Raw genomic sequence first — 22,809 nt, forward strand, 5'->3', positions numbered from 1 at the left:
CGATAAGCAACACAGGGGTAATTACGATGGGAAAAACTACCGCAGTCACCACCACCGTCTCCGCGCTCTGTCTCACCGTGCTGTGCGGCCTGGCCCAGGCGGCCGATCTGCCGCAGGCGCTGGGCAAAGGCGAAGGCCGACTGGACATCATCGCCTGGCCCGGCTACATCGAACGCGGCCAGTCCGACAAAAACTACGACTGGGTCACCCAGTTTGAAAAGCAAACCGGCTGTGCGGTGAACGTGAAGACCGCCGCCACCTCCGATGAAATGGTCAGCCTGATGGCCAAGGGCGGCTACGATCTGGTGACCGCCTCCGGCGACGCCTCGCTGCGCCTGATCTTCGGCAAACGGGTGCAGCCGATCAACACCGCGCTGATCCCGAACTGGAAGAACATCGATCCGCGCCTGCTGAACGGCGCCTGGTACACCGTGGACGGCAAAACTTACGGCACGCCGTACCAGTGGGGACCGAACCTGCTGATGTACAACACCAAAACCTTCCCGACGCCGCCGGACAGCTGGGCGGTGATCTTCCAGCAGCAGAACCTGCCGGACGGTAAGAGCAACCAGGGGCGGGTGCAGGCTTACGACGGCCCGATCTACATCGCCGACGCGGCGCTGTTCCTGAAGGCCACCCAGCCGCAGCTCGGCATCAGCGATCCTTACCAGCTCAACGAAGAGCAGTATCAGGCGGCGCTGAAGCTGCTGCGCAGCCAGCACGCGCTGATCCACCGCTACTGGCACGATACCTCGGTGCAGATGAGCGACTTTAAAAACGAAGGCGTGGTGGCCTCCAGCGCCTGGCCGTATCAGGCCAACGCCCTGAAGGGCGAAGGGCAGCCGATCGCCACCGTGTTCCCGAAAGAGGGCGTGACCGGCTGGGCGGACACCACCATGCTGCATGCCGATGCCAAACACCCGAGCTGCGCCTACCAGTGGATGAACTGGTCGCTGGAGCCGAAGGTGCAGGGCGACGTGGCGGCCTGGTTCGGGTCGGTGCCGGCTTCACCGGCGGGCTGCAAGGCCAGCGCGCTGCTGGGTGAGAAGGGTTGCGAAACCAACGGTTTCAACCAGTTCGACAAAATCGCCTTCTGGAAAACGCCGCAGGCGCAGGGCGGCAAGTTCGTGCCGTACAGCCGCTGGACCCAGGATTACATCGCCATCATGGGCGGCCGCTAAGCCGCGGGGCGCAGCCCGCTGCGCCCGAATTACATCAGAATGGAGCACAGAAAATGACCATTGCCGTGCAATTCATCGATGTTTCGCGGACTTTCGGCGATGTTCGCGCCGTGGATCGGGTATCCATCGACATTCAGGACGGGGAATTCTTCTCCATGCTCGGGCCGTCCGGCTCGGGCAAAACCACCTGCCTGCGCCTGATCGCCGGCTTTGAACAGCTCACTTCCGGCTCGATTCGCATTCACGGCCAGGAAGCCGCCAACCTGCCGCCGTATCAGCGCGACGTGAATACCGTGTTTCAGGATTACGCGCTGTTTCCGCACATGTCGGTGCTGGAAAACGTCGCCTACGGCCTGATGGTGAAGGGCGTCGTCAAACGCGAGCGGCAGGCGCGGGCGCAAGAGGCGCTGGAGAGCGTGGCGCTCGGTTTCGTCGCCGAGCGCAAGCCGGCGCACCTGTCGGGCGGCCAGCGGCAGCGCGTGGCGCTGGCGCGCGCGCTGGTCAACCGGCCGCGGGTGCTGCTGCTGGACGAACCGCTCGGCGCGCTGGATCTCAAGCTGCGCGAGCAGATGCAGGGCGAACTGAAGAAGCTGCAGCGCCAGCTGGGCATCACCTTTATCTTCGTCACCCACGATCAAAGCGAAGCGCTGTCGATGTCCGATCGGGTGGCGGTATTCAATAACGGCCGCATCGAGCAGGTGGATACGCCGCGCGAGCTTTACATGCGGCCGAAGACGCCGTTCGTCGCCGAGTTCGTCGGCACCTCCAACGTGGTGCGCAGCGAACTGGCGCAGCGTCTGCTCGGCGAAAGCCGAACCTTCTCGATCCGGCCGGAGCATATTCGCCTGCTGGAGCAAGGCGGCGCGGCGCAGGACGAAATCCAGGTGCAGGGCACGCTGCAGGAAATCCACTACCAGGGCGCGGCCACGCGCTATGAGATCGCGCTGAACGGCGGCGAAAAGCTGCTGGTCAGCCAGGCCAATCCACAGTGGATCGCCGCAGGGCAACAGCGGCAGATCGGCCAGCCGATCGTCGCCTGCTGGCCGCGCGCGGCGATGGTGCCGCTGCTGGAGGAGAGGTGAGATGGACATGAGCATCGATTCCCCCCCGGCGCGCGGCGGTAGCGTGCGCGCGCTGTCGACCTGGCTCTATCGCCGGCCGACGCTGTATCTGCTGTTACTGCTGGTGCCGCCGCTGCTGTGGTTCGGCGCGGTGTACCTCGGCTCGCTGCTGACGCTGCTGTGGCAGGGGTTCTACACCTTCGACGATTTCACCATGGCGGTGACGCCGGATCTGACCTTCGCCAACCTGGCGGCGCTGTTCAACCCGGCCAACTACGACATCATCCTGCGCACGCTGACCATGGCGGTGCTGGTGTCGCTGGCCAGCGCGGTACTGGCGTTCCCGATCGCCTATTACATGGCGCGCTACACCAGCGGCCGCGTCAAGGCGTTCTTTTACATCGCGGTGATGATGCCGATGTGGGCCAGCTATATCGTTAAAGCCTATGCCTGGACCCTGCTGCTGGCGAAAGACGGCGTGGCGCAGTGGTTCCTGAAGCACCTGGGGCTGGAGCCGCTGTTGGCTTCGCTGCTGACGGTGCCCGGCGTCGGCGGCAACACGCTGTCGACCTCGGGGCTGGGGCGTTTTCTGGTGTTCGTTTATATCTGGCTGCCGTTCATGATCCTGCCGATCCAGGCGGCGCTGGAGCGCCTGCCGCCCTCGCTGCTGCATGCCTCGGCGGATCTGGGCGCCCGGCCGGCGCAGACCTTCCGCCACGTCATTTTGCCGCTGGCGGTGCCGGGCATCGCCGCCGGATCGATCTTCACCTTTTCGCTGACGCTGGGCGACTTTATCGTGCCGCAGCTGGTGGGGCCGCCGGGCTATTTCATCGGCAGCATGGTCTACGCCCAGCAGGGCGCGATCGGCAATATGCCGATGGCCGCGGCCTTTACGCTGGTGCCGATCGTCCTGATCGCCATCTACCTTTCCATCGTCAAACGTCTGGGGGCTTTCGATGCACTCTGAACGCGCGCCCTTAGGGCTGAAGCTGGCCGCCTGGGGCGGACTTATCTTCCTGCATTTCCCGTTGGCGATCATCGCCATTTACGCCTTCAACACCGAAGACGCGGCCTTCAGCTTCCCGCCGAAGGGCTTTACGCTGCACTGGTTCAACGTCGCCGCCGGGCGGCAGGACATCCTCGATGCGGTGCTGCTGTCGGCGCAGATCGCCTGTCTGGCGACCGCCATCGCGCTGGTGCTCGGCACCCTGGCGGCGGCGGCGCTGTATCGGCGCGATTTTTTCGGCAAAGACAGCATTTCGCTGTTGCTGCTGCTGCCGATCGCGCTGCCGGGGATCGTCACCGGCCTGGCGCTGCTGGCGGCGTTCAAGGCGCTGAACATCGAGCCGGGCATCCTGACCATCGTCGTCGGCCATGCGACGTTCTGCGTGGTGATCGTGTTCAACAACGTCATCGCCCGGTTCCGCCGCACCTCGTACAGCCTGATCGAGGCTTCGATGGATCTCGGCGCCGACGGCTGGCAAACCTTCCGTTACGTGATCTTGCCGAACCTCGGCTCGGCGCTGCTGGCCGGCGGCATGCTGGCGTTTGCGCTGTCGTTCGATGAAATCATCGTGACCACCTTTACCGCCGGCCACGAGCGCACGCTGCCGCTGTGGCTGCTGAACCAGCTCGGTCGCCCGCGCGACGTGCCGATCACCAACGTGGTGGCGCTGTCGGTGATGCTGTTGACCATGCTGCCGATCCTCGGCGCTTACTACCTGACCAAAGGTGGGGAAAGCGTCGCCGGCAGCGGAAAATAATTTCCTTACCCGACCTCTGACAAAAGGATAACCCTATGCAAAGCCAACTGTTGATTGACGGCCAACTGGTGAATGGCCAGGGCGCGACCCAGCCGGTGTATAACCCGGCGACCGGCGAAGTGATCGCGCAGGTGGCGGAGGCCAGCCCGGAGCAGGTCGATCGCGCGGTGCTGGCGGCGGACGCCGCGTTCGCCGCCTGGGGGCAAACCACGCCGAAGGAGCGCGCCGAGCATCTGCTCAAGCTGGCGGATCTGATCGACGAGCATGCCGAGACCTTCGCCAGGCTGGAGTCGCTCAACTGCGGCAAGCCTTATCACTGCGTGCTGAACGACGAGCTGCCGGCGGTGGCCGACGTATTTCGCTTCTTCGCCGGCGCCAGCCGCTGCCTGACCGGCATGGCGGCCGGTGAGTATCTGGCCGGGCACACCTCGATGATCCGCCGCGATCCGCTCGGCGTGGTGGCCTCGATCGCGCCGTGGAACTACCCGCTGATGATGGCGGCCTGGAAACTGGCGCCGGCCTTGGCGGCGGGCAACTGCGTGGTGATCAAGCCTTCGGAGCAGACGCCGCTGACCACCTTCAAACTGGCCGAACTGGCCGCCGGGCTGTTCCCGCCGGGCGTGCTCAATGTGCTGTTCGGGCGCGGCGCCGGCGTCGGCGATCGGCTGACCGGGCATGACAAGGTGCGCATGGTGTCGCTGACCGGGTCGATCGCCACCGGCGAGCACATCATCGCCCACACCGCCGCCGGCATTAAACGCACCCATATGGAGCTGGGCGGCAAGGCGCCGGTGCTGGTGTTCGACGACGCCGATCTGCAGCAGGTGGTGGACGGCATTCGCGGTTTTGGGTTCTACAACGCCGGCCAGGATTGCACCGCCGCCTGCCGCATCTACGCGCAGAAAAGCATTTATCCCGAGCTGGTGAAGCGGCTGGGCGAGGCGGTGGCCAGCCTGAAGATCGGCGCGCCGGACGACGAGAGCACCGAGCTGGGGCCGTTGATTACCGCCCAGCATCTGGAGCGGGTGGCCGGTTTTGTCGAGCGAGCCAAAGCGTTGCCGCATGTGCAGGTGGTCACCGGCGGCGAGAAGGTGAAGGGGCCGGGCTACTATTTCCAGCCGACGCTGCTGGCCGGCGCGCGCCAGGAAGACGAGATCGTGCAGCGCGAAGTGTTCGGCCCGGTGGTGACGGTGACGCCGTTCGACGACGAAGAGCAGGTACTGGCCTGGGCGAACGAATCCAACTACGGGCTGGCGTCGTCCGTATGGACCCGCGACGTGGGCCGCGCACATCGCTTAAGCGCCCGCCTGCAATACGGCTGTACCTGGGTGAACACCCACTTCATGCTGGTGAGCGAGATGCCGCACGGCGGCCAGAAACTGTCCGGCTACGGCAAGGATATGTCGATGTACGGGCTGGAGGATTACACGGCCATTCGTCATGTGATGTTCAAACATTGATTTTACAATAATTATCCGCACAATAGCGCGGCCTTTGGGCCGGCCCCGGCCGGCCGATGATAATAAAAATTGAAAGGAAGCCTATATGGGTATCACCAGACGCGATTTTCTCAACGGGGTGGCGATCACCATCGCCGCCGGGTTGACGCCGCTGCAAATCCTGCGCGCGTCACCGCAAACCGCCAATCAAACCCTGTACTACCCGCCGGCGCTGACCGGGCTGCGGGGTAACCATCCGGGCTCGTTCGAGCATGCGCACCAGCTGGGGCGCGACGGCAAAACCTTTGATTTCGGCAGCGTGCCCGCCGTTGAAGAGTTCGATCTGGTGGTGGTCGGCGCCGGCATCAGCGGGCTGGCGGCCGCCTGTTTCTGGCAGCAGCTGAAGGGCGAGCGGCAGCGCATTCTTTTGATCGACAACCACGACGACTTCGGCGGCCACGCCAAGCGCAACGAGTTCAACAGCGACGACGGCATGCTGCTCGGCTACGGCGGCAGCGAATCGTTGCAGTCGCCGCGTTCCAACTTCAGCCCGGTGGCGATGGGGCTGCTGCGCAAGCTCGGCGTCGATATCGACCAACTGGAACAGGCTTTCGACACCACCTTCTACCCGGATTTGAATTTGAGCCGCGGCGTTTACTTCGATCGCAAAAACTTCGGCGTCGACAAGGTGGTGAGCGGCGATCCGGGGCGCACGGTGGCGGACGACATTCCGCGCGATCGCCTCAACGGCCGCTCTTATGAAGCGTTCATCGGCGATTTCCCGCTGCCGGAAAGCGATCGCCAGGCGCTGATCGCGCTGCACACGGTGGAGAAGGATTATCTGCCGGAGATGACGCTGGAGCAGAAGGTCGAATGGCTCGATACCCACAGCTATACCCAGTTCCTGCGCGAGAAGGTGGGCCTGAGCGAGCTGGCGATCCGTTATTTCCAGCAGACCACCAACGATTTTCAGGCGGTGGGCATCGATGGCACCTCGTGCAGCGATGCGCGCATTTGCGATCTGCCGGGCCTGAACGGCATGAATCTGCCGCCGCTGGACGAAGAGTCGCAGGCAGATCTCGACGATCCTTACGTGTTCCACTTCCCGGACGGCAACGCCACGCTGGCGCGCCTGATGGTGCGCCAGCTGATCCCGGCGGTGGCGCCGGCCGGCAAGGACATGAACGATGTGGTGCTGGCTAAATTCGACTACAGCCAGCTCGATCGGCCGGAGTCGCCGGTGAAGCTGCGTTTGAACAGCACCGGACTGCACGCGGCCAACGTCGGCGACAAGGTGGAAGTCACCTACATGACCGGCGAGAAGATGACCAAAGTGCGCGCCGGGCAGGTGGTGATGGCCGGCTACAACATGATGATCCCGTATCTGGTGCCGGAGATGGCGCACGAGCAGCAGGAGGCGCTGAAGCAGAACGTCAAGGCGCCGCTGGTGTACAGCAAGGTGGTGATCCGCAACTGGCAGCCGTTCATCAAGCTGGGCGTGCACGAGGTCTATTCGCCGGCCGCGCCGTACAGCCGCGTGAAGCTGGATTATCCGGTGAGCATGGGCGGCTATCAGCACCCGCGCGATCCGGATCGGCCGATCGGCCTGCATATGGTGTATGTGCCGACGCTGCCGGGCAGCGGCCTCAGCACGCGCGAACAGTCGCGCAAAGGGCGCGCGCTGCTGCTGGGCACGCCGTTCGAAGTGCACGAGCAGATGATCCGCGAACAGCTGCAGGGCATGCTGGGCGAGGCCGGTTTCGATCATCAGCGCGACATTCAGGCGATCACCGTCAACCGCTGGTCGCACGGTTACTCCTACTTCCTCAACGGGTTGTTTGACGACGAAGACGAAGCCAAGAAAATCATCGAAACGGCGCGGCAGCCGATCGGCAAGATCGCTATCGCCAACTCCGATGCCGACTGGAGCCCGTACGCCAACTCGGCGATCGATCAGGCGTGGCGTGCGGTTAACGAACTGGCCTACGGCAAGGTTGCTGCCAAGGAGGGAGCATGAGTCTGCGTTCACTGTACCTGTTGAGCCTGCTGGCCGCCGGCGGTTCTGCCCAGGCGATGTCGGCCGGGGAATACGTCGCCAAAGCCGGTGACTGCACCGCCTGCCATACCGCGCCGGGCGGCGCCGAATTGGCGGGCGGCATGAGGTTCCCGACGCCGCTCGGGGCTATCTACGCCACCAACATCACGCCGGACAAGCTGCACGGCATCGGCGCTTACTCATTCGAAGAGTTCGATCGCGCCATGCGTCAGGGGATCGCCAAAGACGGTCACCGGCTTTATCCGGCGATGCCGTACACCTCGTACGCCAAAATGAGCACGGAAGACATGCGCGCGCTGTATGACTATCTGATGAACGAGGTGCCGGCGCAGAACGTCACCAACCGCGACAGCGACATCACTTGGCCGCTGTCGATGCGCTGGCCGCTGGCGGTGTGGAATCAGCTGTTCCACGACGACCAGCCGTATCAGGCAGATCCGCAGCAGAGCGCCGAGTGGAACCGCGGCGCCTATCTGGTGCAAGGCGCAGGCCATTGCGGCAGCTGCCACACGCCGCGCGGCTGGGCGATGCAGGAGAAGGGCCTGGACGGTAAGGAGCCGGTGTTCCTGAGCGGCGCCGAGCTGGACGGCTGGTACGCCTCCAATCTGCGCGGCCTGCCGCCGGAAGAGGTGACGGCGCTGCTGAAAACCGGCCGCAGCCGCCATGCGGCGGTCGCCGGGCCAATGAGCGAGGTGGTGACCCACAGCACGCAGTACCTCAGCGACGGCGATCTGAACGCCATCGCGGTGTACCTGCGCAGCCTGGCGCCGGACACCGCCGCCAAACCTGCTTCATCTGCTGCGCAGGCGGATAATTCGGGCGGCAAGGCGACCTATGCGATGTACTGCTCGACCTGCCACGGCAATAAGGGGGAGGGCACCGACTTCGCCATTCCGGCGCTGGCAGGCAATGCCACGGTAACGGCGGATAATCCGCTGACCGCGCTGCGGGTGGTGCTGGAAGGGGCGCATACGCCGATCACGCAGCAGGCGATGGCGTTCGACATGCCGGCTTATGGCTGGGCGTTGAACGATCGTCAAGCGGCCGATCTGATGAGCTATCTGCGGGGAAGCTGGGGCAACCAGGCGGCGCCGGTGACGGTGCAGCAGGTGCAGGACGCGCGCCAACTGCAGGAGAAATGAAGGGGGAGCGCGGTCTGACGGCCGCGCTCCGCACGCATTACAGCACCTTATGCGGGCCGAAGCATTCGTAGTGGATGCGTTCGGCCTCTACGCCCATCTCCAACAGCTGTTTGCCCACGAACTGCATGAAGGCCACCGGGCCGCAGAAGTAATAGTGCATTTGCGGATCGGCCAGGCTGCCTTGCAGCGCGCTCAAATCCATCAATCCGCGGCTGTGGTAGTCGCGGCCTTCCACGTCATCGGCGCCCGGCTCGCGGTACCACACATGGCGGCTCAGATTCGGCATGCGCCCGGCAATATCCGCCACTTCCTCGGCAAAGGCGTGCACGCTGCCGTTTTCCGCCGCGTGCAGCCAGTGGACCTGCGCCTGATGTTGGCTGTCGTGCAGGCTGTTGAGCATGCCGAGCATTGGGGTTTGGCCGACGCCGGCGGAGATCAGCGCCACCGGCGTGGTCGGCGTCACGTCGAGGAAGAAGTCGCCGTGCGGCGGGGCGATGTCGATCACGTCGCCTTCCTGCGCCTGCTGGTGCAGGTAGTTGGACACTTTACCTTGATCTTCACGCTTCACCGCGATGCGGTAGAACTCGCCGTTCGGCGAGGTGGTCAGCGAGTACTGGCGAATTTCCTGATGTTCCAGGCTGTCGTGCTTGATGTAGACCGCCAGGTATTGCCCCGGTTTGAAGTCCGCCACCCGGCCGCCGTCCACCGGCGCCAGCACGAAGCTGCAGATCACGTCGCTCTGCGGCTGCTTCTTCAGAATGCGGAATGCGCGCAGATCGCGCCAGCCGCCGTTGTCGGTTTCGCTCTGCTGATAAATCTGCTCTTCACGCTGAATAAATACGTTGGCCAGCACGCCGTAGGCTTTGCCCCAGGCGTCCAACACTTCCTGACCCGGGCTGAACATTTCGTCCAGCGTCGCCAGCAGGTGCCCGCCGACGATTTGGTACTGCTCCGGCTGAATATTGAAGCTGGTGTGCTTCTGCGCGATGCGTTCCACCGCCGGCAGCAGCGCCGCCAGGTTCTCGATGTTGGCGGCATAGGCGCAGATGGCGTCGAACAGCGCCTGACGCTGATCGCCGTTGCGCTGATTGCTCATATTGAAAATGTCTTTCAATTCCGGGTTGTGGGCGAACATGCGATCGTAAAAGTGGGCGGTCAGCTTCGGCCCGGTTGCTGCCAGCAGGGGGATGGTGGATTTCACGGTGGCGATGGTTTGGCTATCCAGCATGGGAGCGCTCCTTGGGTTGGGATCTTGACGAGAATTTTAATGATGCATTTTAAATGCATCTTATTGGGTTCCGCGCCGCTTGTAAATACCCTTGTTTTCGTTGCGGTGTTCTTCGGGCGTCGATCGCGCTCACAGAACATGAAAAAAGCGCATTGTTCGCATGAGGAAATGTCCGTTGATAAACGGCAGCGTTTCGCGGATCAAAGCCTTGCGCCGCCTTATGCCAATCGTTTGCGTAAAAACCTCTGTCAAGACCTATCTTCGGTAGGGCGAAACGGTTTACACTGTGGCCCAGACCCCAAACGGGTAGTTATTTGGTGATTTTTTAGTTAGCTGATTTAAGTCAGGAGATGCCGGATGTTAAAGCGTGAAATGAACATTGCCGATTACGATGCGGAACTGTGGCGTGCCATGGAGCAGGAAGTGGTGCGTCAGGAAGAGCACATCGAGCTGATCGCGTCTGAGAACTACACCAGCCCGCGCGTAATGCAGGCTCAGGGTTCCCAGCTGACCAACAAATACGCTGAAGGCTATCCGGGCAAGCGTTACTACGGCGGCTGCGAATACGTGGATATCGTTGAGCAGCTGGCTATCGACCGCGCCAAAGAATTGTTCGGCGCCGATTACGCCAACGTGCAGCCGCACTCCGGCTCCCAGGCTAACTTCGCCGTGTACACCGCGCTGCTGCAGCCGGGCGACACCATTCTGGGCATGAACCTGGCGCACGGCGGCCACCTGACCCACGGTTCCCCGGTTAACCTGTCCGGCAAACTGTATAACGTGGTGCCTTACGGCATCGACGACAAAGGTCAAATCGACTATGACGATCTGGCCAAACAGGCGCAAACCCACAAGCCGAAAATGATCATCGGCGGCTTCTCCGCCTACTCCGGCGTGGTTGACTGGGCCAAAATGCGCGAAATCGCCGACAGCATCGGCGCTTATCTGTTCGTCGACATGGCGCACGTGGCCGGCCTGATCGCCGCCGGCGTGTACCCGAACCCGGTGCCGCACGCGCACATCGTCACCACTACCACCCACAAAACCCTGGCGGGCCCGCGCGGCGGCCTGATCCTGGCGAAGGGCGGCGACGAAGAACTGTACAAGAAGCTGAACTCCGCCGTGTTCCCTGGCGGCCAGGGCGGCCCGCTGATGCACGTGATCGCCGGCAAGGCGGTGGCGCTGAAAGAAGCGATGGAGCCTGAGTTCAAGGTTTACCAGCAGCAAGTGGCGGTCAACGCCAAGGCGATGGTGGACGTGTTCCTGCAGCGCGGCTATAAAGTGGTCTCCGGCGGCACCCATAACCACCTGTTCCTGCTGGATCTGGTCGACAAGAACCTGACCGGTAAAGAAGCTGACGCCGCCCTGGGCCGCGCCAACATCACCGTCAACAAAAACAGCGTGCCGAACGATCCGAAGAGCCCGTTCGTTACCTCCGGCGTGCGTATCGGCACCCCGGCCGTGACCCGTCGCGGCTTCAAAGAAGCCGACGTGCGCGAACTGGCCGGTTGGATCTGTGATGTGCTGGACAACATCAACGATGAAGCCACCATCGAACGCACCAAGAAGAAAGTGCTGGATATCTGCGCCCGCCTGCCGGTTTACGCCTAATCCCGCTTTCGCCTGACAAAACCCGCTGCGGCGGGTTTTTTTATGGCCGCTTGCGGCAAACTGTGAGCTGTCTGGCACTCTAACGCATTGAAGTGGAATGAAGATTGCGGGCCGGTGTGAGCTCTGTCAAAGTATTGCCCTCACACCGGAGGGATCATGGTTCTGCAATCCACGCGTTGGCTCGCGCTCAGTTATTTCACCTACTTCTTTTCCTACGGCATCTTCTTACCGTTCTGGGGCGTGTGGCTGAAAGGCGAGGGCATCGCGCCCGAAACCATCGGCATGTTGCTAGGCGCCGGTTTGGTGGCCCGCTTCCTCGGCAGTTTACTGATTGCTCCGCGCGTTAAAGATCCCTCTCATCTGGTCTCCGCCTTGCGCTTGCTGGCGCTGCTGACCCTGGCTTTCGCGGTTGGCTTCTGCTTCGGCAACGGCTGGGGCTGGCTGATGCTGGTGATAGCGGGGTTCAACCTGTTCTTCTCGCCGCTGGTGCCATTGACCGACGCGCTGGCCGCCACCTGGCAAAAGCAAATCCGCATGGACTACGGCCGGGTGCGGCTGTGGGGCTCGCTGGCGTTCGTCATCGGCTCGGCGCTGACCGGGCAGCTGGTGGCGGTGTGGGGCCATAACGCCATTCTCTACAGCCTGATCTTCAGCGTGCTGGCGATGCTGCTGGGCATGTTGCTGAAGCCGAGCGTCATGCCGCAGGGCGAAGCGCGCACGCACGGCGGAGCCGAGCGTTCGCTGTGGGCGCTGTTGAAAGAGGGGCCGGTGTGGCGCTTCCTGCTGTGCGTCACGCTGCTGCAGGGGGCGCACGCCGGTTACTACAGCTTCGGCTCCATTTACTGGCAGGAGGCGGGCTATTCGGCCTCGACCATCGGTTATCTGTGGTCGCTGGGCGTGGTGGCGGAGGTGATTATTTTCGCCAGCAGCAACGTGCTGTTCCGCCGCTGGAATGCGCGCAACCTGCTGCTGCTCTCCGCCTGCTGCGGCGTGTTGCGCTGGAGCCTGATGGCCTACAGCACCGAGCTGGGTTGGCTGCTGCTGATCCAGATCCTGCACTGCGGCACCTTCACCGTCTGCCATCTGGCGGCGATGCGCTTTATCGCCGCTCGTCAGGGGCAAGAGGTGATCCGGCTGCAGGCGGTGTATTCGGCGTTGGCGATGGGCGGCGGTATCGCCGTCATGACGGTGATTGCCGGGTTCCTGTTCGAACATTGGCAGGGCGGAGTGTTCTGGGTGATGGCGGCGGTCGCGGCGCCGGCCTTGTTCATCCGGCCGCCGGCGGTCAGCGTCAGCCGTTGATTAAGGCGCTTCCAGCAGCGCGCGGATGGCCTGGCGCTGCCGGGTTTCCAGCGGCAGCTCGGTGTAGATCAGCGGCGGGTGCGGAGCGCTGTGCACTGCCGCGTAGGGGGTGATCACCAGCGTGACGCCCTGCGGCGCGCCGCCGCACAGATAGTCGCTCAGCGGCAGATACTTGATGTTCAGCGGCAGCAGCGTGAGCTCGCGGATCTGATATTCCACTTCCTCTTCCAGCTGCGGATTGTCCAGCGTCAGCAGCAGCACCTGTTTTTCCTGCAGCGCGTTGTCCTGCATCAGCCAGGCGCCGAAGCTGATGGCCACCAGGCCCGCCTCCTCGTTGGAAAAATGCACGCCGTACTCCTGCTCCAGCGGTATCAGCGCTTCCTGCGTGGTGCGCATCAGCCGCGGGTATTTGCGCACCACGTCTTCCAGCAGCATATTGTCGATGCCGATGGCGAAACGGCAGCGCTCCAGCGCCGGCGCCAGGTGGGCGAACAGCTGGCTGACCAGCTCGGCCTTGCTGCTGAAGGCCATGCCGGAAAGTTGCTGGAAACGCTCGACCATGCTGCCGATCGCCGCCATCAATCTCTGCTCTTGCGCCGAGTCATTGCTGTGGTAGCTGTGATTTTTCAACAGGGTGAAGGTCAGCGCTAAAAAATCGCGCTCGTCCGCCTGCGGCGGCTGGTTAAACAGCCGGTTGCAGGCCTGATGCAGCCAGGCGGCGGCTTGCTGTTCCGGCTTTTGCCGCAGCCAGTCGCGCTGAACGGCGTCGAAACGCGGATGGCGCTGCAGGCGATTTTGCCAGGCGCAGTAGAGCAGATAATGCTGCAGGAATTGGCGGTCGCGCGCGTCGAAGTGGCGGTTGAGCAGCGGCTCGCAAGCATCTATCACTTGAGCCAGCTGCGACGCCGACCCGGCATCGGCCGCCAGCGCCAGCCGCAGGCGCGGGGCGAAGTCGCTTTCGACGAACTGCGGGCTGCAGCGCAGGGCCCGCCGCAGCCAATGGATCAGGCACAGGCGTTGGTCGAGCGCGCTGCCCCGCAGTTGGTAGCCATGGTCGGGATCGACGGCGATCTCCAGATGGTGGAAACGCTGGATTTCACTGGCCACCTCGGCTATATCTTGCCGGGTTATCGGGGGGGCGACGCCATTGATTCGGCTTAAGGTCTCCAGCTGTAACTCGGGCTCCGGCGTGTACAGCATCAGCAGCAGATGACAGCGCCGTTGTTGTCCGGAGAGCTCGGGCACGGGAGAGGTGTCCAGGCTCATTATCACCTTCCGGCATTAAAGGTTGCGATTATGCCTAAGCATAGCAAAAGGCTTTGTAACGTCAGGATGACAGCGCGGCTTTTACTTCGGCTTACAACTTTCGTCACAAATATCGCCGGGAGAGGCGGGCCGTTCGGCAGTTATTTGTGTTACGTTATAACAAATGCAGGTAAGACAGGATAATGATGAAGTTACGTCGTCTTTTGGCTGCCCTCGGCGCCGTGTTCAGCGCTGGAGCGGCCGCTCATCCGCACAGCTTTATCGACATGAACACCACCTTCGTCGCCAAGGACCAGCGGCTGGTCGGCCTGAAAATGGTGTGGGTGATGGATGAAATCACCTCGGCGGATCTGCTCTACGATGCGAAAAACGCCAAGAGCGATTCGGAAGTGTGGAAAAAGCTGGCGGCGGAAGTGATGGCCAACGTGCTGGGGCAGCACTATTTCACCGATCTTTACCGCGACGGCAAGCCGGTGAAATACCTGAACTTGCCCAGCGAATATCACCTGTCGCGCCAGGGCAACCAGGCGGTGCTGGAGTTCGTGCTGCCGTTGGCCGAGCCGCAGCCGCTGGCGGGCAAGCCGTTCGAGCTTTCTACTTACGATCCGACTTATTTCGTGGATATGACCTATAAAGACCAAAATGCGCTGCATTTGCCGCCGGAGATGGCGCAGCAGTGCAGCTACAAGCTGATCACGCCGAAGCCGAATGCGTCGCTGCAGGCCTATGCGCTGTCGCTCGACAAGAACGACTCGCCCGGCGAAGACCTGGCGCTGGGGCAACAGTTTGCCCAGCGGGTGACGCTGCAATGTCGCTAAATTTCTCGCCGCCGACGATAAGCCGACGCCATTGGGCCTTTGGCCTGTGGCCGCTGCTGCCGTTCACGCTGGCGCTGATGGCCGCCGCGTTGCTGGCGTGGCACTACTGGCCGCAGCTGCTGATGCAGAGCGTGGTATGGCAAAAAGCGCTGCATCAACAGATGGCGGGGCTGTTGCAGCAGGTGAAGGCCGCGCCGCAGCAGGCCGGGCTGGCGCTGATGCTGTTCAGCCTCGGTTATGGCGTTTTGCATGCGCTTGGGCCCGGCCACGGTAAAGTGGTGATCGCCACCTATCTGGCCACCCACCCGGCGCGGCTGAAAAGCAGCCTGAAGCTGACCTTCGCCGCTTCGCTGGTGCAGGGGCTGGTGGCGATCGCGCTGGTGACGTTGATGCTGGTGGTGTTGCAGCTCTCTTCGCGCCAGCTGCACCAAAGCAGCTTTTGGCTGGAGAAGGGCAGTTTTATTCTGGTGATGCTGCTTGGCGTGCTGCTGAGCTGGCGCGCGCTGAAACGTCTGTTTGCGGCGATCAAAGCGATGCGCCCGGCGCCGGCGCTGCGCATCAACAGCCTGACGCCGCTGGCGGCTGATCATGTGCACAGCGCCGACTGCGGCTGCGGCCACCGGCATCTGCCGAGCGACAGCGAGCTGCTGGCGGGGAGCGACTGGCGCACCCGAACCGCCATCGTGCTGGCGATGGGCATGCGCCCCTGCTCGGGGGCGATTTTGGTGCTGCTGTTCTCCAAGGTGATCGGCGTGTTCGGCTGGGGCGTGCTTTCCGCGCTGGCGATGGCGTTCGGCACCTCGTTGACCATCTCCATGCTGGCGCTGCTGGTGCATTACAGCCGCCGGCTGGCGGTGCGCCTCAGCCGTTCGCGCGCGCCCGCCGCCTGGAGCGCGGTAGCCTGGGGGGCGTTGGCGCTGGCCGGGGGGCTGATCCTGTTGGCCGCCGGGCTGTTGCTGTACGTCAGCGCGCAGCCGGAATTCGGCGGCGGTATCCGCCCCTTCTCCCGCTAACGGGCATAAAAAAAGCGCTGCATCGGCAGCGCTTTTTTTCGATTCGCTTCTGGCGATTAACGCTTCAGCGCTTCGCTCAGTTCTTCACGCATGGTGGCCAGCATGGCTTTCACCACGCGCGGGTTGCCTGCGACCACGTTGCCGGAGCTGAAGTGGTTGTGGCCGCCGACGAAGTCGGTGACCAGGCCGCCGGCTTCACGTACCAGCAGTTCGCCTGCGGCGAAGTCCCACGGCTTCAGGCCGATTTCGAAGAAACCGTCCACGCGGCCGGCGGCGACATAGGCCAGATCCAGCGCAGCGGAACCGGTGCGGCGGAAGTCCGCGCACTGGGTGAACAGTTTGCCGACGATGTTGATGTAAGGCGTGGCGTGCTGTTTGACTTTGAACGGGAAGCCGGTCGCCAGGATGGTGCCATCCAGATCTTTGGCGTTGGTGCCGCGCAGACGGTAACCGTTGAGCTGTGCGCCCTGGCCGCGCGTGGCGGTGAACAGTTCGTTGCGCATTGGATCGTAAACCACGGCCACTTCAGTACGGCCTTTGATGCGTACGGCGATGGAAACGGAGAAATGAGGGAAGCGTTTGATGAAGTTTGCAGTGCCATCCAGTGGATCGATCACCCATTGCACATCGCGATCTTCGCCGATCAGCTCACCGCGTTCTTCGCTCACGATACTGTGTTGCGGATAAGACTTGCGGATGACGTCGATGATCAGATGCTCTGCATCGCGATCGACGTTGGTGACGAAGTCATTGGTCCCTTTCTGGCTCGCTTCTACAGCGTCCGGGGTTTCGTAGTTTTTGGCAATCAGGTTACCGGCCTTGCGCGCAGCGCGCACGGCGATAGTCAGCATCGGATGCATGGGTATCTTCCAACTAGGATGTTAAAGAACAGGAAACGGCGCGAAGTATAGCAGCTGTTCGGCAAATTGCCTACGGCTGTGTTAAGATGCTGCGATTTTCCGCCACGCTCAGAGTTTGTATGCTGCACAATATCCGCATTGTTCTGGTAGAGACTTCACATACCGGCAACATGGGCTCGACCGCCAGAGCCATGAAAACCATGGGTTTAACCAACCTTTATCTGGTTAATCCGCTGATCAAACCCGATTCTCAGGCCATCGCCCTGGCCGCCGGCGCCAGCGACGTGATCGGCAACGCCACTATCGTCGATACCCTCGATGACGCCATCGCCGGCTGCAGCCTGGTGGTGGGTACCAGCGCACGTTCTCGCACCTTGCCGTGGCCGATGCTGGAGCCGCGCGAATGCGGCGTGCGCGCGGTGCACGAAGGCGAGCACGCGCCGGTGGCGCTGGTGTTCGGCCGCGAACGCGTCGGGCTGACCAACGATGAATTGCAAAAGTGCCACTACCACGTCGCCATTCCGGCCAACCCGGACTACAGCTCGCTGAACCTGGCGATGGCAGTGCAGATCCTGGCGTACGAAGTGCGCGTGGCTTACCTCGATCGCCAACAGGCAGGCGCGCCGCAGCTGGAAGAGACACCGTATCCGCTGGTGGACGACCTCGAGCGTTTCTATCAGCATCTGGAGCAGACGCTGCAGCGCACCGGTTTCATTCGCCCGTCGCATCCGGGCCAGGTGATGAACCGTCTGCGTCGGCTGTTCACCCGCGCGCGCCCGGAAGGGCAGGAGCTGAATATCCTGCGCGGCATGCTGACGTCGATCGAGAAACAGGATAAACATCAAGGTAATTAATTGATGTGGCATCACGGTGGGCGACAATAGTATTAGTTATCCAAAGGTTATAACATGTATTTTATATACCTTTGTTCTTGCTAAGTTCAAAACGTGCTAATACTTGAGTTAATTACTGGGTTAAATAGTTGACTGTTTTACTCGGGAATGTCAGACTTTCGGCCATATTTGACCAACAGGTAACCATTGAGCTATGAGACTGACATCCAAAGGCCGTTATGCCGTAACCGCTATGCTCGACGTAGCGCTGCATTCTCAGGAAGGGCCGGTGCCACTGGCGGACATTTCCGAACGCCAGGGTATTTCGCTCTCTTATCTGGAACAATTATTCTCCCGTCTGCGCAAGAATGGCCTGGTGGCCAGCGTGCGCGGTCCGGGCGGTGGTTATCTGCTGGGTAAAGACGCGGGTGAGATCGCCGTTGGCGCTGTCATCACTGCTGTCGATGAATCGGTAGATGCAACCCGTTGCCAGGGCAAAGAAGGCTGTCAGGGCGGCGATCGCTGCTTGACCCACGCCCTGTGGCGCGATCTGAGCGAGCGCATCAGCGGGTTCCTGAACAATATTACGCTGGCAGAACTGGTCAACAACCAGGAAGTGCTGGTGGTGGCGGATCGTCAAAACAACGATACGCGCCGCACGGCCAACGGCCGTCCGCAAGAAACTATCAACGTTAATCTGCGCGCATAAGCAGCTGGCGAAATTATTTTAGTTTTTGGAAGTGATGTACGGAGCACAAGAGCAATGAAATTACCGATTTATCTGGATTACTCAGCAACGACGCCGGTTGACCCGCGCGTTGCTGAGAAGATGATGCAGTTTTTGACCCTGGACGGCACTTTCGGCAACCCGGCTTCCCGTTCCCACCGTTTTGGTTGGCAGGCGGAAGAGGCGGTAGACATCGCCCGTAACCAAATCGCCGAACTGGTGGGCGCTGACCCGCGCGAAATCGTCTTCACCTCCGGGGCGACCGAATCCGACAACCTGGCGATCAAAGGCGCTGCCAATTTCTACCAGAAAAAAGGCAAGCACATCATCACCAGCAAAACCGAACACAAAGCCGTGCTCGACACCTGCCGTCAGCTGGAGCGCGAAGGGTTTGAAGTGACCTACCTGGCGCCGCAGAGCAACGGCATCATCAGCCTGCAGGATCTCGAAGCCGCGATGCGCGATGACACCATTCTGGTCTCCATCATGCACGTCAACAACGAAATCGGCGTGGTGCAGGACATCGAAGCGATCGGCGAAATGTGCCGCGCGCGCGGTATCATCTACCACGTTGACGCCACCCAGAGCGTGGGCAAACTGCCTATCGATCTGAGCAAGCTGAAAGTCGACCTGATGTCGTTCTCCGGCCACAAAATCTATGGCCCGAAAGGCATCGGCGCGCTGTACGTGCGCCGCAAGCCGCGCATCCGCATCGAAGCGCAGGTACACGGCGGCGGTCACGAGCGCGGCATGCGTTCCGGCACCCTGCCTGTCCACCAGATCGTCGGCATGGGCGAAGCTTATCGCATCGCCAAAGAAGAGATGACCGAAGAGATGGCGCGTCTGCGCACCCTGCGTGACCGTCTGTGGAACGGCGTGAAAGATATGGAAGAAGTGTATCTGAACGGCGATCTGGAGCACGGCGCACCGAACATCCTGAACGTCAGCTTCAACTACGTTGAAGGCGAGTCGCTGATCATGGCGCTGAAAGACCTGGCCGTTTCTTCCGGTTCAGCCTGTACCTCCGCCAGCCTCGAGCCGTCCTACGTGTTGCGCGCGCTGGGCATGAGCGATGAATTGGCGCACAGCTCGATCCGTTTCTCCCTGGGGCGTTTCACCACGGAAGAAGAGATCGACTACACCATTCAACTGGTGCGTAAATCCATCGGCCGTCTGCGCGATCTGTCCCCGCTGTGGGAGATGTTCAAGCAGGGCGTGGACATCAACAGCATCGAATGGGCGCATCATTAATTCTCAGGTTTCAGGAGCAAGGTCATGGCTTACAGCGAAAAAGTAATCGATCATTATGAAAACCCGCGCAACGTGGGTTCTTTCGACAACGAAGATCCTACCGTCGGCAGTGGCATGGTAGGGGCGCCGGCTTGCGGCGACGTGATGAAGCTGCAAATCAAGGTTAACGATGAAGGCATCATCGAAGACGCGCGCTTTAAAACTTACGGCTGCGGTTCCGCCATCGCCTCCAGCTCGCTGGTGACCGAATGGATGAAAGGCAAGTCGCTGGATCAGGCTGAAGCGATCAAAAACACCCAGATCGCCGAAGAGCTGGAATTGCCGCCGGTCAAAATTCACTGCTCGATCCTGGCTGAAGACGCCATCAAAGCAGCGATTGCCGACTATAAGAGCAAGCATAGCGCCAAGTAATTTGTCTGAGTCGGCCCGGCCGCGCCGGGCTTTGATGTGAAGTGTGAGGTTGTGATGTCTATTACCATGAGCGACAGCGCTGCGCAGCGTGTTCAGGCGTTTTTGACGAACCGCGGCAAAGGTCTCGGCCTGCGTCTGGGAGTGCGAACTTCCGGCTGCTCCGGGATGGCGTACGTGCTGGAATTTGTTGACGAAGCCAACGATGACGACATCGTGTTTGAAGACAAAGGCATCAAGGTGATCATCGACGGCAAGAGCCTGGTCTACCTTGACGGCACCGAGCTTGATTTCGTTAAGGAAGGCCTGAACGAAGGCTTCAAGTTCAACAACCCGAACGTCTCAAGCGAGTGCGGCTGCGGCGAGAGTTTCAACGTCTGACAGTCCATCGTGCCCCCCCGTTTCGGCGGGGGAACTTCATCCGCTAACGCCCAGAGCACGCTATGGATTACTTTACTTTATTCGGGCTGCCAGTTCGCTACACCGTGGACGGCAGCCTGCTTGCGTCCCGCTTCCAGGATCTGCAGCGCCAATTCCACCCCGATCGTTTCGCCAACCAGCCGGAGCGCGAACGCCTGATGGCGTTGCAGCAGGCGGCGACCATCAACGAAGCCTACCAGGCGCTGAAGCACCCGTTAAAACGCGCGGAGTATATGCTATCTTTGCACGGCTTCGATCTGGGCAACGAACAGCATACGATGCGCGACACCGCGTTCCTGATGGAACAGCTGGAACTGCGCGAAGAGCTCGACGCCATTGAGCGCAAGCCGGAGGCGGAAAGCCTGCTGGCCGATTTCGGCGCGCGGCTGGCCGTCTCCATCAAACAGCGCAGCGCGCTGATGCTGCAGCAGTTGGACAGTGAGCAGTGGGCGGACGCCGCCGACACCGTGCGCAAGCTGCGCTTTTTGGACAAACTCCAGCAACAGGTTGAACAACTCGAAGAAAAACTGCTGGGTTTTGAGTAACACCTTCTGATTCTGATTGTGGAAGCTTCAACATGGCCTTATTACAAATTAGTGAGCCTGGCCTCAGCGCCGCGCCGCACCAGCGACGCTTGGCCGCCGGCATCGACTTAGGCACCACCAACTCGTTGGTCGCCACGGTGCGCAGCGGGCAGGCGGAAACGCTGGCCGACGAACAGGGGCGCCATTTGCTGCCTTCGGTGGTGCATTATCAGGCGGACGCGCAGCGCGTCGGCTGGGAGGCGCGCCAACAGGCGGCGCAGGATCCGGCCAATACCGTCAGCTCCATCAAACGCATGATGGGCCGCTCGTTGGCGGACGTGCAGCAACGTTACCCGAACCTGCCGTATCAATTTCAGGCCAGCGACAACGGCCTGCCGCTGATCGTCACCGCCGCCGGCCCGGTTAACCCGGTCGGTGTCTCCGCCGATATCCTGCGGGCCCTGTCCGCGCGCGCGCAAGCGGTGCTGGAAGGCGAGCTGGATGGCGTGGTGATCACCGTTCCCGCCTACTTCGACGACGCGCAGCGCCAGGGCACCAAAGACGCAGCGCGTCTGGCCGGCTTGCACGTTCTGCGCCTGTTGAACGAACCGACCGCGGCGGCGATCGCCTACGGGCTGGATTCCGGCCAGGAAGGGGTGATCGCGGTTTACGATCTGGGCGGCGGCACCTTTGATATCTCCATTCTGCGCCTCAGCCGCGGCGTGTTCGAAGTGCTGGCCACCGGCGGCGATTCCGCGCTGGGCGGCGACGACTTCGATCATCTGTTGGCCGACTGGCTGCGCGAGCAGGCCGGCGTGGCCGATCGCAGCGACCACGGCGTGCAGCGTCAACTGCTGGATGCCGCCATCGCCGCCAAAATCGCGTTGAGCGATGTCGACAGCGTGCGCGTCGAGGTGGCCGGCTGGCAGGGCGAGGTGACCCGCGCCCAGTTTGAAGCGCTGATCGCTCCGTTGGTGAAACGCACGCTGATGGCTTGCCGCCGGGCGCTGAAAGACGCCGGCGTCGCCGCCGACGAGGTGCTGGAAGTGGTGATGGTCGGCGGTTCCACCCGCGTGCCGTTGGTGCGTGAGCAAGTGGGCGCCTTCTTCGGCCGCACGCCGCTGACGTCGATCGATCCGGATAAAGTGGTCGCCATCGGCGCCGCGATCCAGGCCGACATCCTGGTGGGCAACAAGCCGGACAGCGATATGCTGCTGCTGGACGTGATCCCGCTGTCGCTGGGCCTCGAAACCATGGGCGGCCTGGTGGAGAAAGTGATCCCGCGCAACACCACTATCCCGGTGGCGCGCGCGCAGGAGTTCACCACCTTTAAAGACGGCCAGAGCGCGATGATGATCCACGTGCTGCAGGGCGAGCGCGAGCTGGTGCAGGATTGCCGTTCGCTGGCGCGCTTTACGCTGCGCGGCCTGCCGCCGCTGCCTGCCGGGGGCGCGCACATTCGCGTCACCTTCCAGGTGGATGCCGACGGCCTGCTGAGCGTCACCGCGATGGAGAAATCCACCGGCGTTGAAGCGTCGATCCAGGTCAAGCCGTCGTACGGCCTGTCGGACAGCGAAATCGCCGGCATGATCAAAGACTCGATGGCCAACGCGCAAAGCGACGTGGGCGCGCGCAAGCTGGCGGAGCAACGCGTGGAAGCCGCGCGGGTGCTGGAAAGCCTGCAGGGCGCGCTGGCCACCGACGCCGCGCTGCTGAGCGAGGCGGAAAGCCAGGCGATCGCCGCCGCGACCCAGGCGTTGCAGCAGGCGGCGCAGGGTGAAGATCCCGCCGCTATCGAAGACGCCATCAAAACATTAGATGCACAAACGCAAGATTTTGCCGCGCGCCGCATGGACGCTTCCATTCGCCGCGCGCTGGCTGGCCATTCTGTGGATGAGGTTTAACC

21 protein-coding genes are annotated in these 22,809 nt (G+C 62.1%); 18 read left to right on the top strand and 3 right to left on the bottom strand.

Annotated elements, in window-relative coordinates; translation table 11 throughout:
* Nucleotides 1-26: 26 nt before the first annotated feature.
* The 7 genes from ydcS (at nucleotide 27) to ACMGF9_RS05055 (ending at nucleotide 8,642) form a co-directional block, all read left to right on the top strand.
* Nucleotides 27-1,181, top strand: coding sequence for a putative ABC transporter substrate-binding protein YdcS (ydcS, locus tag ACMGF9_RS05025; RefSeq protein WP_015378791.1), 1,155 nt, complete (start codon nucleotides 27-29; stop codon nucleotides 1,179-1,181).
* 53 nt (nucleotides 1,182-1,234) lie between these two features.
* A complete protein-coding gene (locus tag ACMGF9_RS05030; RefSeq protein ID WP_414160570.1) occupies nucleotides 1,235-2,263 on the top strand; it encodes an ABC transporter ATP-binding protein in 1,029 nt (342 codons plus the stop codon).
* Between the two features lies 1 nt (nucleotide 2,264).
* The gene (locus ACMGF9_RS05035; RefSeq protein ID WP_414160571.1) at nucleotides 2,265-3,209 is read left to right on the top strand and encodes an ABC transporter permease; all 945 of its coding nucleotides are present in this window, start codon (nucleotides 2,265-2,267) and stop codon (nucleotides 3,207-3,209) included.
* On the top strand, nucleotides 3,199-4,005 hold the full coding sequence (locus ACMGF9_RS05040) for an ABC transporter permease (RefSeq protein ID WP_033648928.1): 807 nt from the start codon (nucleotides 3,199-3,201) through the stop codon (nucleotides 4,003-4,005). Before ACMGF9_RS05035 ends, ACMGF9_RS05040 begins: the two co-directional genes overlap by 11 nt.
* A 35-nt stretch (nucleotides 4,006-4,040) precedes the next feature.
* Complete coding sequence (gene patD / locus ACMGF9_RS05045) at nucleotides 4,041-5,465, top strand: aminobutyraldehyde dehydrogenase (protein WP_049200734.1); 1,425 nt, start codon at nucleotides 4,041-4,043, stop codon at nucleotides 5,463-5,465.
* An 85-nt stretch (nucleotides 5,466-5,550) separates the two neighbouring features.
* Nucleotides 5,551-7,461, top strand: a complete 1,911-nt coding sequence (locus ACMGF9_RS05050; RefSeq protein WP_176326491.1) for an NAD(P)-binding protein — start codon at nucleotides 5,551-5,553, stop codon at nucleotides 7,459-7,461.
* The gene (locus tag ACMGF9_RS05055; RefSeq protein WP_049186753.1) at nucleotides 7,458-8,642 is read left to right on the top strand and encodes a c-type cytochrome; all 1,185 of its coding nucleotides are present in this window, start codon (nucleotides 7,458-7,460) and stop codon (nucleotides 8,640-8,642) included. The genes ACMGF9_RS05050 and ACMGF9_RS05055 overlap by 4 nt, the downstream gene beginning before the upstream one ends.
* 37 nt (nucleotides 8,643-8,679) lie before the next feature.
* Here ACMGF9_RS05055 and hmpA read toward each other — a convergent pair whose 3' ends face one another.
* Nucleotides 8,680-9,870 (bottom strand): NO-inducible flavohemoprotein, encoded by a 1,191-nt coding sequence (gene hmpA, locus ACMGF9_RS05060; RefSeq protein WP_004941387.1) that lies wholly within the window; start codon nucleotides 9,868-9,870, stop codon nucleotides 8,680-8,682.
* 357 nt (nucleotides 9,871-10,227) lie between these two features.
* Between hmpA and glyA the strand changes: the two genes are divergently transcribed.
* Together glyA and ACMGF9_RS05070 are read left to right on the top strand one after the other, a co-directional pair.
* Complete coding sequence (gene glyA / locus ACMGF9_RS05065) at nucleotides 10,228-11,481, top strand: serine hydroxymethyltransferase (protein ID WP_025303922.1); 1,254 nt, start codon at nucleotides 10,228-10,230, stop codon at nucleotides 11,479-11,481.
* Nucleotides 11,482-11,637: 156 nt separating this feature from the next.
* Nucleotides 11,638-12,783 (top strand): 3-phenylpropionate MFS transporter, encoded by a 1,146-nt coding sequence (locus tag ACMGF9_RS05070; RefSeq protein WP_021504511.1) that lies wholly within the window; start codon nucleotides 11,638-11,640, stop codon nucleotides 12,781-12,783.
* Here the strand turns inward: ACMGF9_RS05070 and csiE are convergent, their stop codons facing one another.
* Nucleotides 12,784-14,049 carry a stationary phase inducible protein CsiE gene (gene csiE, locus ACMGF9_RS05075; protein WP_049186752.1) on the bottom strand — a complete coding sequence of 422 codons (1,266 nt, stop codon included), beginning with the start codon at nucleotides 14,047-14,049 and terminating at the stop codon, nucleotides 12,784-12,786.
* 182 nt (nucleotides 14,050-14,231) lie between these two features.
* On the opposite strand from csiE, the gene ACMGF9_RS05080 reads away from it, so the two are divergent.
* Together ACMGF9_RS05080 and ACMGF9_RS05085 are read left to right on the top strand one after the other, a co-directional pair.
* Entirely contained in the window at nucleotides 14,232-14,867 is a 636-nt protein-coding gene (locus ACMGF9_RS05080) for a DUF1007 family protein (RefSeq protein ID WP_031299949.1), read from the top strand.
* Nucleotides 14,858-15,880 carry a nickel/cobalt transporter gene (locus ACMGF9_RS05085; RefSeq protein ID WP_049186750.1) on the top strand — a complete coding sequence of 341 codons (1,023 nt, stop codon included), beginning with the start codon at nucleotides 14,858-14,860 and terminating at the stop codon, nucleotides 15,878-15,880. Before ACMGF9_RS05080 ends, ACMGF9_RS05085 begins: the two co-directional genes overlap by 10 nt.
* 56 nt (nucleotides 15,881-15,936) lie before the next feature.
* Here the strand turns inward: ACMGF9_RS05085 and suhB are convergent, their stop codons facing one another.
* Entirely contained in the window at nucleotides 15,937-16,740 is an 804-nt protein-coding gene (gene suhB, locus ACMGF9_RS05090; protein ID WP_004941400.1) for an inositol-1-monophosphatase, read from the bottom strand.
* A gap of 119 nt (nucleotides 16,741-16,859) precedes the next feature.
* Between suhB and trmJ the strand changes: the two genes are divergently transcribed.
* The 7 genes from trmJ (at nucleotide 16,860) to hscA (ending at nucleotide 22,807) form a co-directional block, all read left to right on the top strand.
* Nucleotides 16,860-17,594: a tRNA (cytosine(32)/uridine(32)-2'-O)-methyltransferase TrmJ gene (trmJ, locus tag ACMGF9_RS05095; RefSeq protein ID WP_015378781.1), complete on the top strand. Its 735-nt coding sequence runs from the start codon at nucleotides 16,860-16,862 to the stop codon at nucleotides 17,592-17,594.
* 193 nt (nucleotides 17,595-17,787) lie between these two features.
* The gene (gene iscR / locus ACMGF9_RS05100) at nucleotides 17,788-18,282 is read left to right on the top strand and encodes a Fe-S cluster assembly transcriptional regulator IscR (RefSeq protein ID WP_004941404.1); all 495 of its coding nucleotides are present in this window, start codon (nucleotides 17,788-17,790) and stop codon (nucleotides 18,280-18,282) included.
* Nucleotides 18,283-18,336: 54 nt separating this feature from the next.
* Nucleotides 18,337-19,551: a cysteine desulfurase gene (iscS, locus tag ACMGF9_RS05105; RefSeq protein ID WP_015378780.1), complete on the top strand. Its 1,215-nt coding sequence runs from the start codon at nucleotides 18,337-18,339 to the stop codon at nucleotides 19,549-19,551.
* Between the two features lie 24 nt (nucleotides 19,552-19,575).
* Nucleotides 19,576-19,962 (top strand): Fe-S cluster assembly scaffold IscU, encoded by a 387-nt coding sequence (gene iscU, locus ACMGF9_RS05110; RefSeq protein ID WP_004941408.1) that lies wholly within the window; start codon nucleotides 19,576-19,578, stop codon nucleotides 19,960-19,962.
* A gap of 54 nt (nucleotides 19,963-20,016) precedes the next feature.
* On the top strand, nucleotides 20,017-20,340 hold the full coding sequence (gene iscA, locus ACMGF9_RS05115) for an iron-sulfur cluster assembly protein IscA (protein ID WP_004941410.1): 324 nt from the start codon (nucleotides 20,017-20,019) through the stop codon (nucleotides 20,338-20,340).
* A 62-nt stretch (nucleotides 20,341-20,402) separates the two neighbouring features.
* A complete protein-coding gene (gene hscB / locus ACMGF9_RS05120) occupies nucleotides 20,403-20,924 on the top strand; it encodes a co-chaperone HscB (RefSeq protein WP_004941412.1) in 522 nt (173 codons plus the stop codon).
* A gap of 32 nt (nucleotides 20,925-20,956) precedes the next feature.
* A complete protein-coding gene (gene hscA, locus ACMGF9_RS05125) occupies nucleotides 20,957-22,807 on the top strand; it encodes a Fe-S protein assembly chaperone HscA (protein WP_118891782.1) in 1,851 nt (616 codons plus the stop codon).
* The last annotated feature ends 2 nt before the right edge of the window (nucleotides 22,808-22,809 follow it).

The sequence above is a fragment of the Serratia sp. BNK-23 genome, assembly GCF_047456145.1.
In the GTDB taxonomy this organism is placed as follows: Bacteria; Pseudomonadota; Gammaproteobacteria; order Enterobacterales; family Enterobacteriaceae; genus Serratia; species Serratia nematodiphila.

Coding starts and splice junctions, on each gene's coding strand:
- ACMGF9_RS05085 (WP_049186750.1), top strand. CDS start 14,858: ATGTCGCTAAATTTCTCGCCGCCGACGATAAGCCGACGCCATTGGGCC.
- trmJ (WP_015378781.1), top strand. CDS start 16,860: ATGCTGCACAATATCCGCATTGTTCTGGTAGAGACTTCACATACCGGC.
- ACMGF9_RS05080 (WP_031299949.1), top strand. CDS start 14,232: ATGATGAAGTTACGTCGTCTTTTGGCTGCCCTCGGCGCCGTGTTCAGC.
- ACMGF9_RS05030 (WP_414160570.1), top strand. CDS start 1,235: ATGACCATTGCCGTGCAATTCATCGATGTTTCGCGGACTTTCGGCGAT.
- ACMGF9_RS05050 (WP_176326491.1), top strand. CDS start 5,551: ATGGGTATCACCAGACGCGATTTTCTCAACGGGGTGGCGATCACCATC.
- ACMGF9_RS05035 (WP_414160571.1), top strand. CDS start 2,265: ATGGACATGAGCATCGATTCCCCCCCGGCGCGCGGCGGTAGCGTGCGC.
- ACMGF9_RS05055 (WP_049186753.1), top strand. CDS start 7,458: ATGAGTCTGCGTTCACTGTACCTGTTGAGCCTGCTGGCCGCCGGCGGT.
- iscU (WP_004941408.1), top strand. CDS start 19,576: ATGGCTTACAGCGAAAAAGTAATCGATCATTATGAAAACCCGCGCAAC.
- iscS (WP_015378780.1), top strand. CDS start 18,337: ATGAAATTACCGATTTATCTGGATTACTCAGCAACGACGCCGGTTGAC.
- iscA (WP_004941410.1), top strand. CDS start 20,017: ATGTCTATTACCATGAGCGACAGCGCTGCGCAGCGTGTTCAGGCGTTT.
- glyA (WP_025303922.1), top strand. CDS start 10,228: ATGTTAAAGCGTGAAATGAACATTGCCGATTACGATGCGGAACTGTGG.
- hmpA (WP_004941387.1), bottom strand. CDS start 9,870: ATGCTGGATAGCCAAACCATCGCCACCGTGAAATCCACCATCCCCCTG.
- ydcS (WP_015378791.1), top strand. CDS start 27: ATGGGAAAAACTACCGCAGTCACCACCACCGTCTCCGCGCTCTGTCTC.
- iscR (WP_004941404.1), top strand. CDS start 17,788: ATGAGACTGACATCCAAAGGCCGTTATGCCGTAACCGCTATGCTCGAC.
- hscA (WP_118891782.1), top strand. CDS start 20,957: ATGGCCTTATTACAAATTAGTGAGCCTGGCCTCAGCGCCGCGCCGCAC.
- ACMGF9_RS05040 (WP_033648928.1), top strand. CDS start 3,199: ATGCACTCTGAACGCGCGCCCTTAGGGCTGAAGCTGGCCGCCTGGGGC.
- ACMGF9_RS05070 (WP_021504511.1), top strand. CDS start 11,638: ATGGTTCTGCAATCCACGCGTTGGCTCGCGCTCAGTTATTTCACCTAC.
- csiE (WP_049186752.1), bottom strand. CDS start 14,049: ATGAGCCTGGACACCTCTCCCGTGCCCGAGCTCTCCGGACAACAACGG.
- suhB (WP_004941400.1), bottom strand. CDS start 16,740: ATGCATCCGATGCTGACTATCGCCGTGCGCGCTGCGCGCAAGGCCGGT.
- hscB (WP_004941412.1), top strand. CDS start 20,403: ATGGATTACTTTACTTTATTCGGGCTGCCAGTTCGCTACACCGTGGAC.
- patD (WP_049200734.1), top strand. CDS start 4,041: ATGCAAAGCCAACTGTTGATTGACGGCCAACTGGTGAATGGCCAGGGC.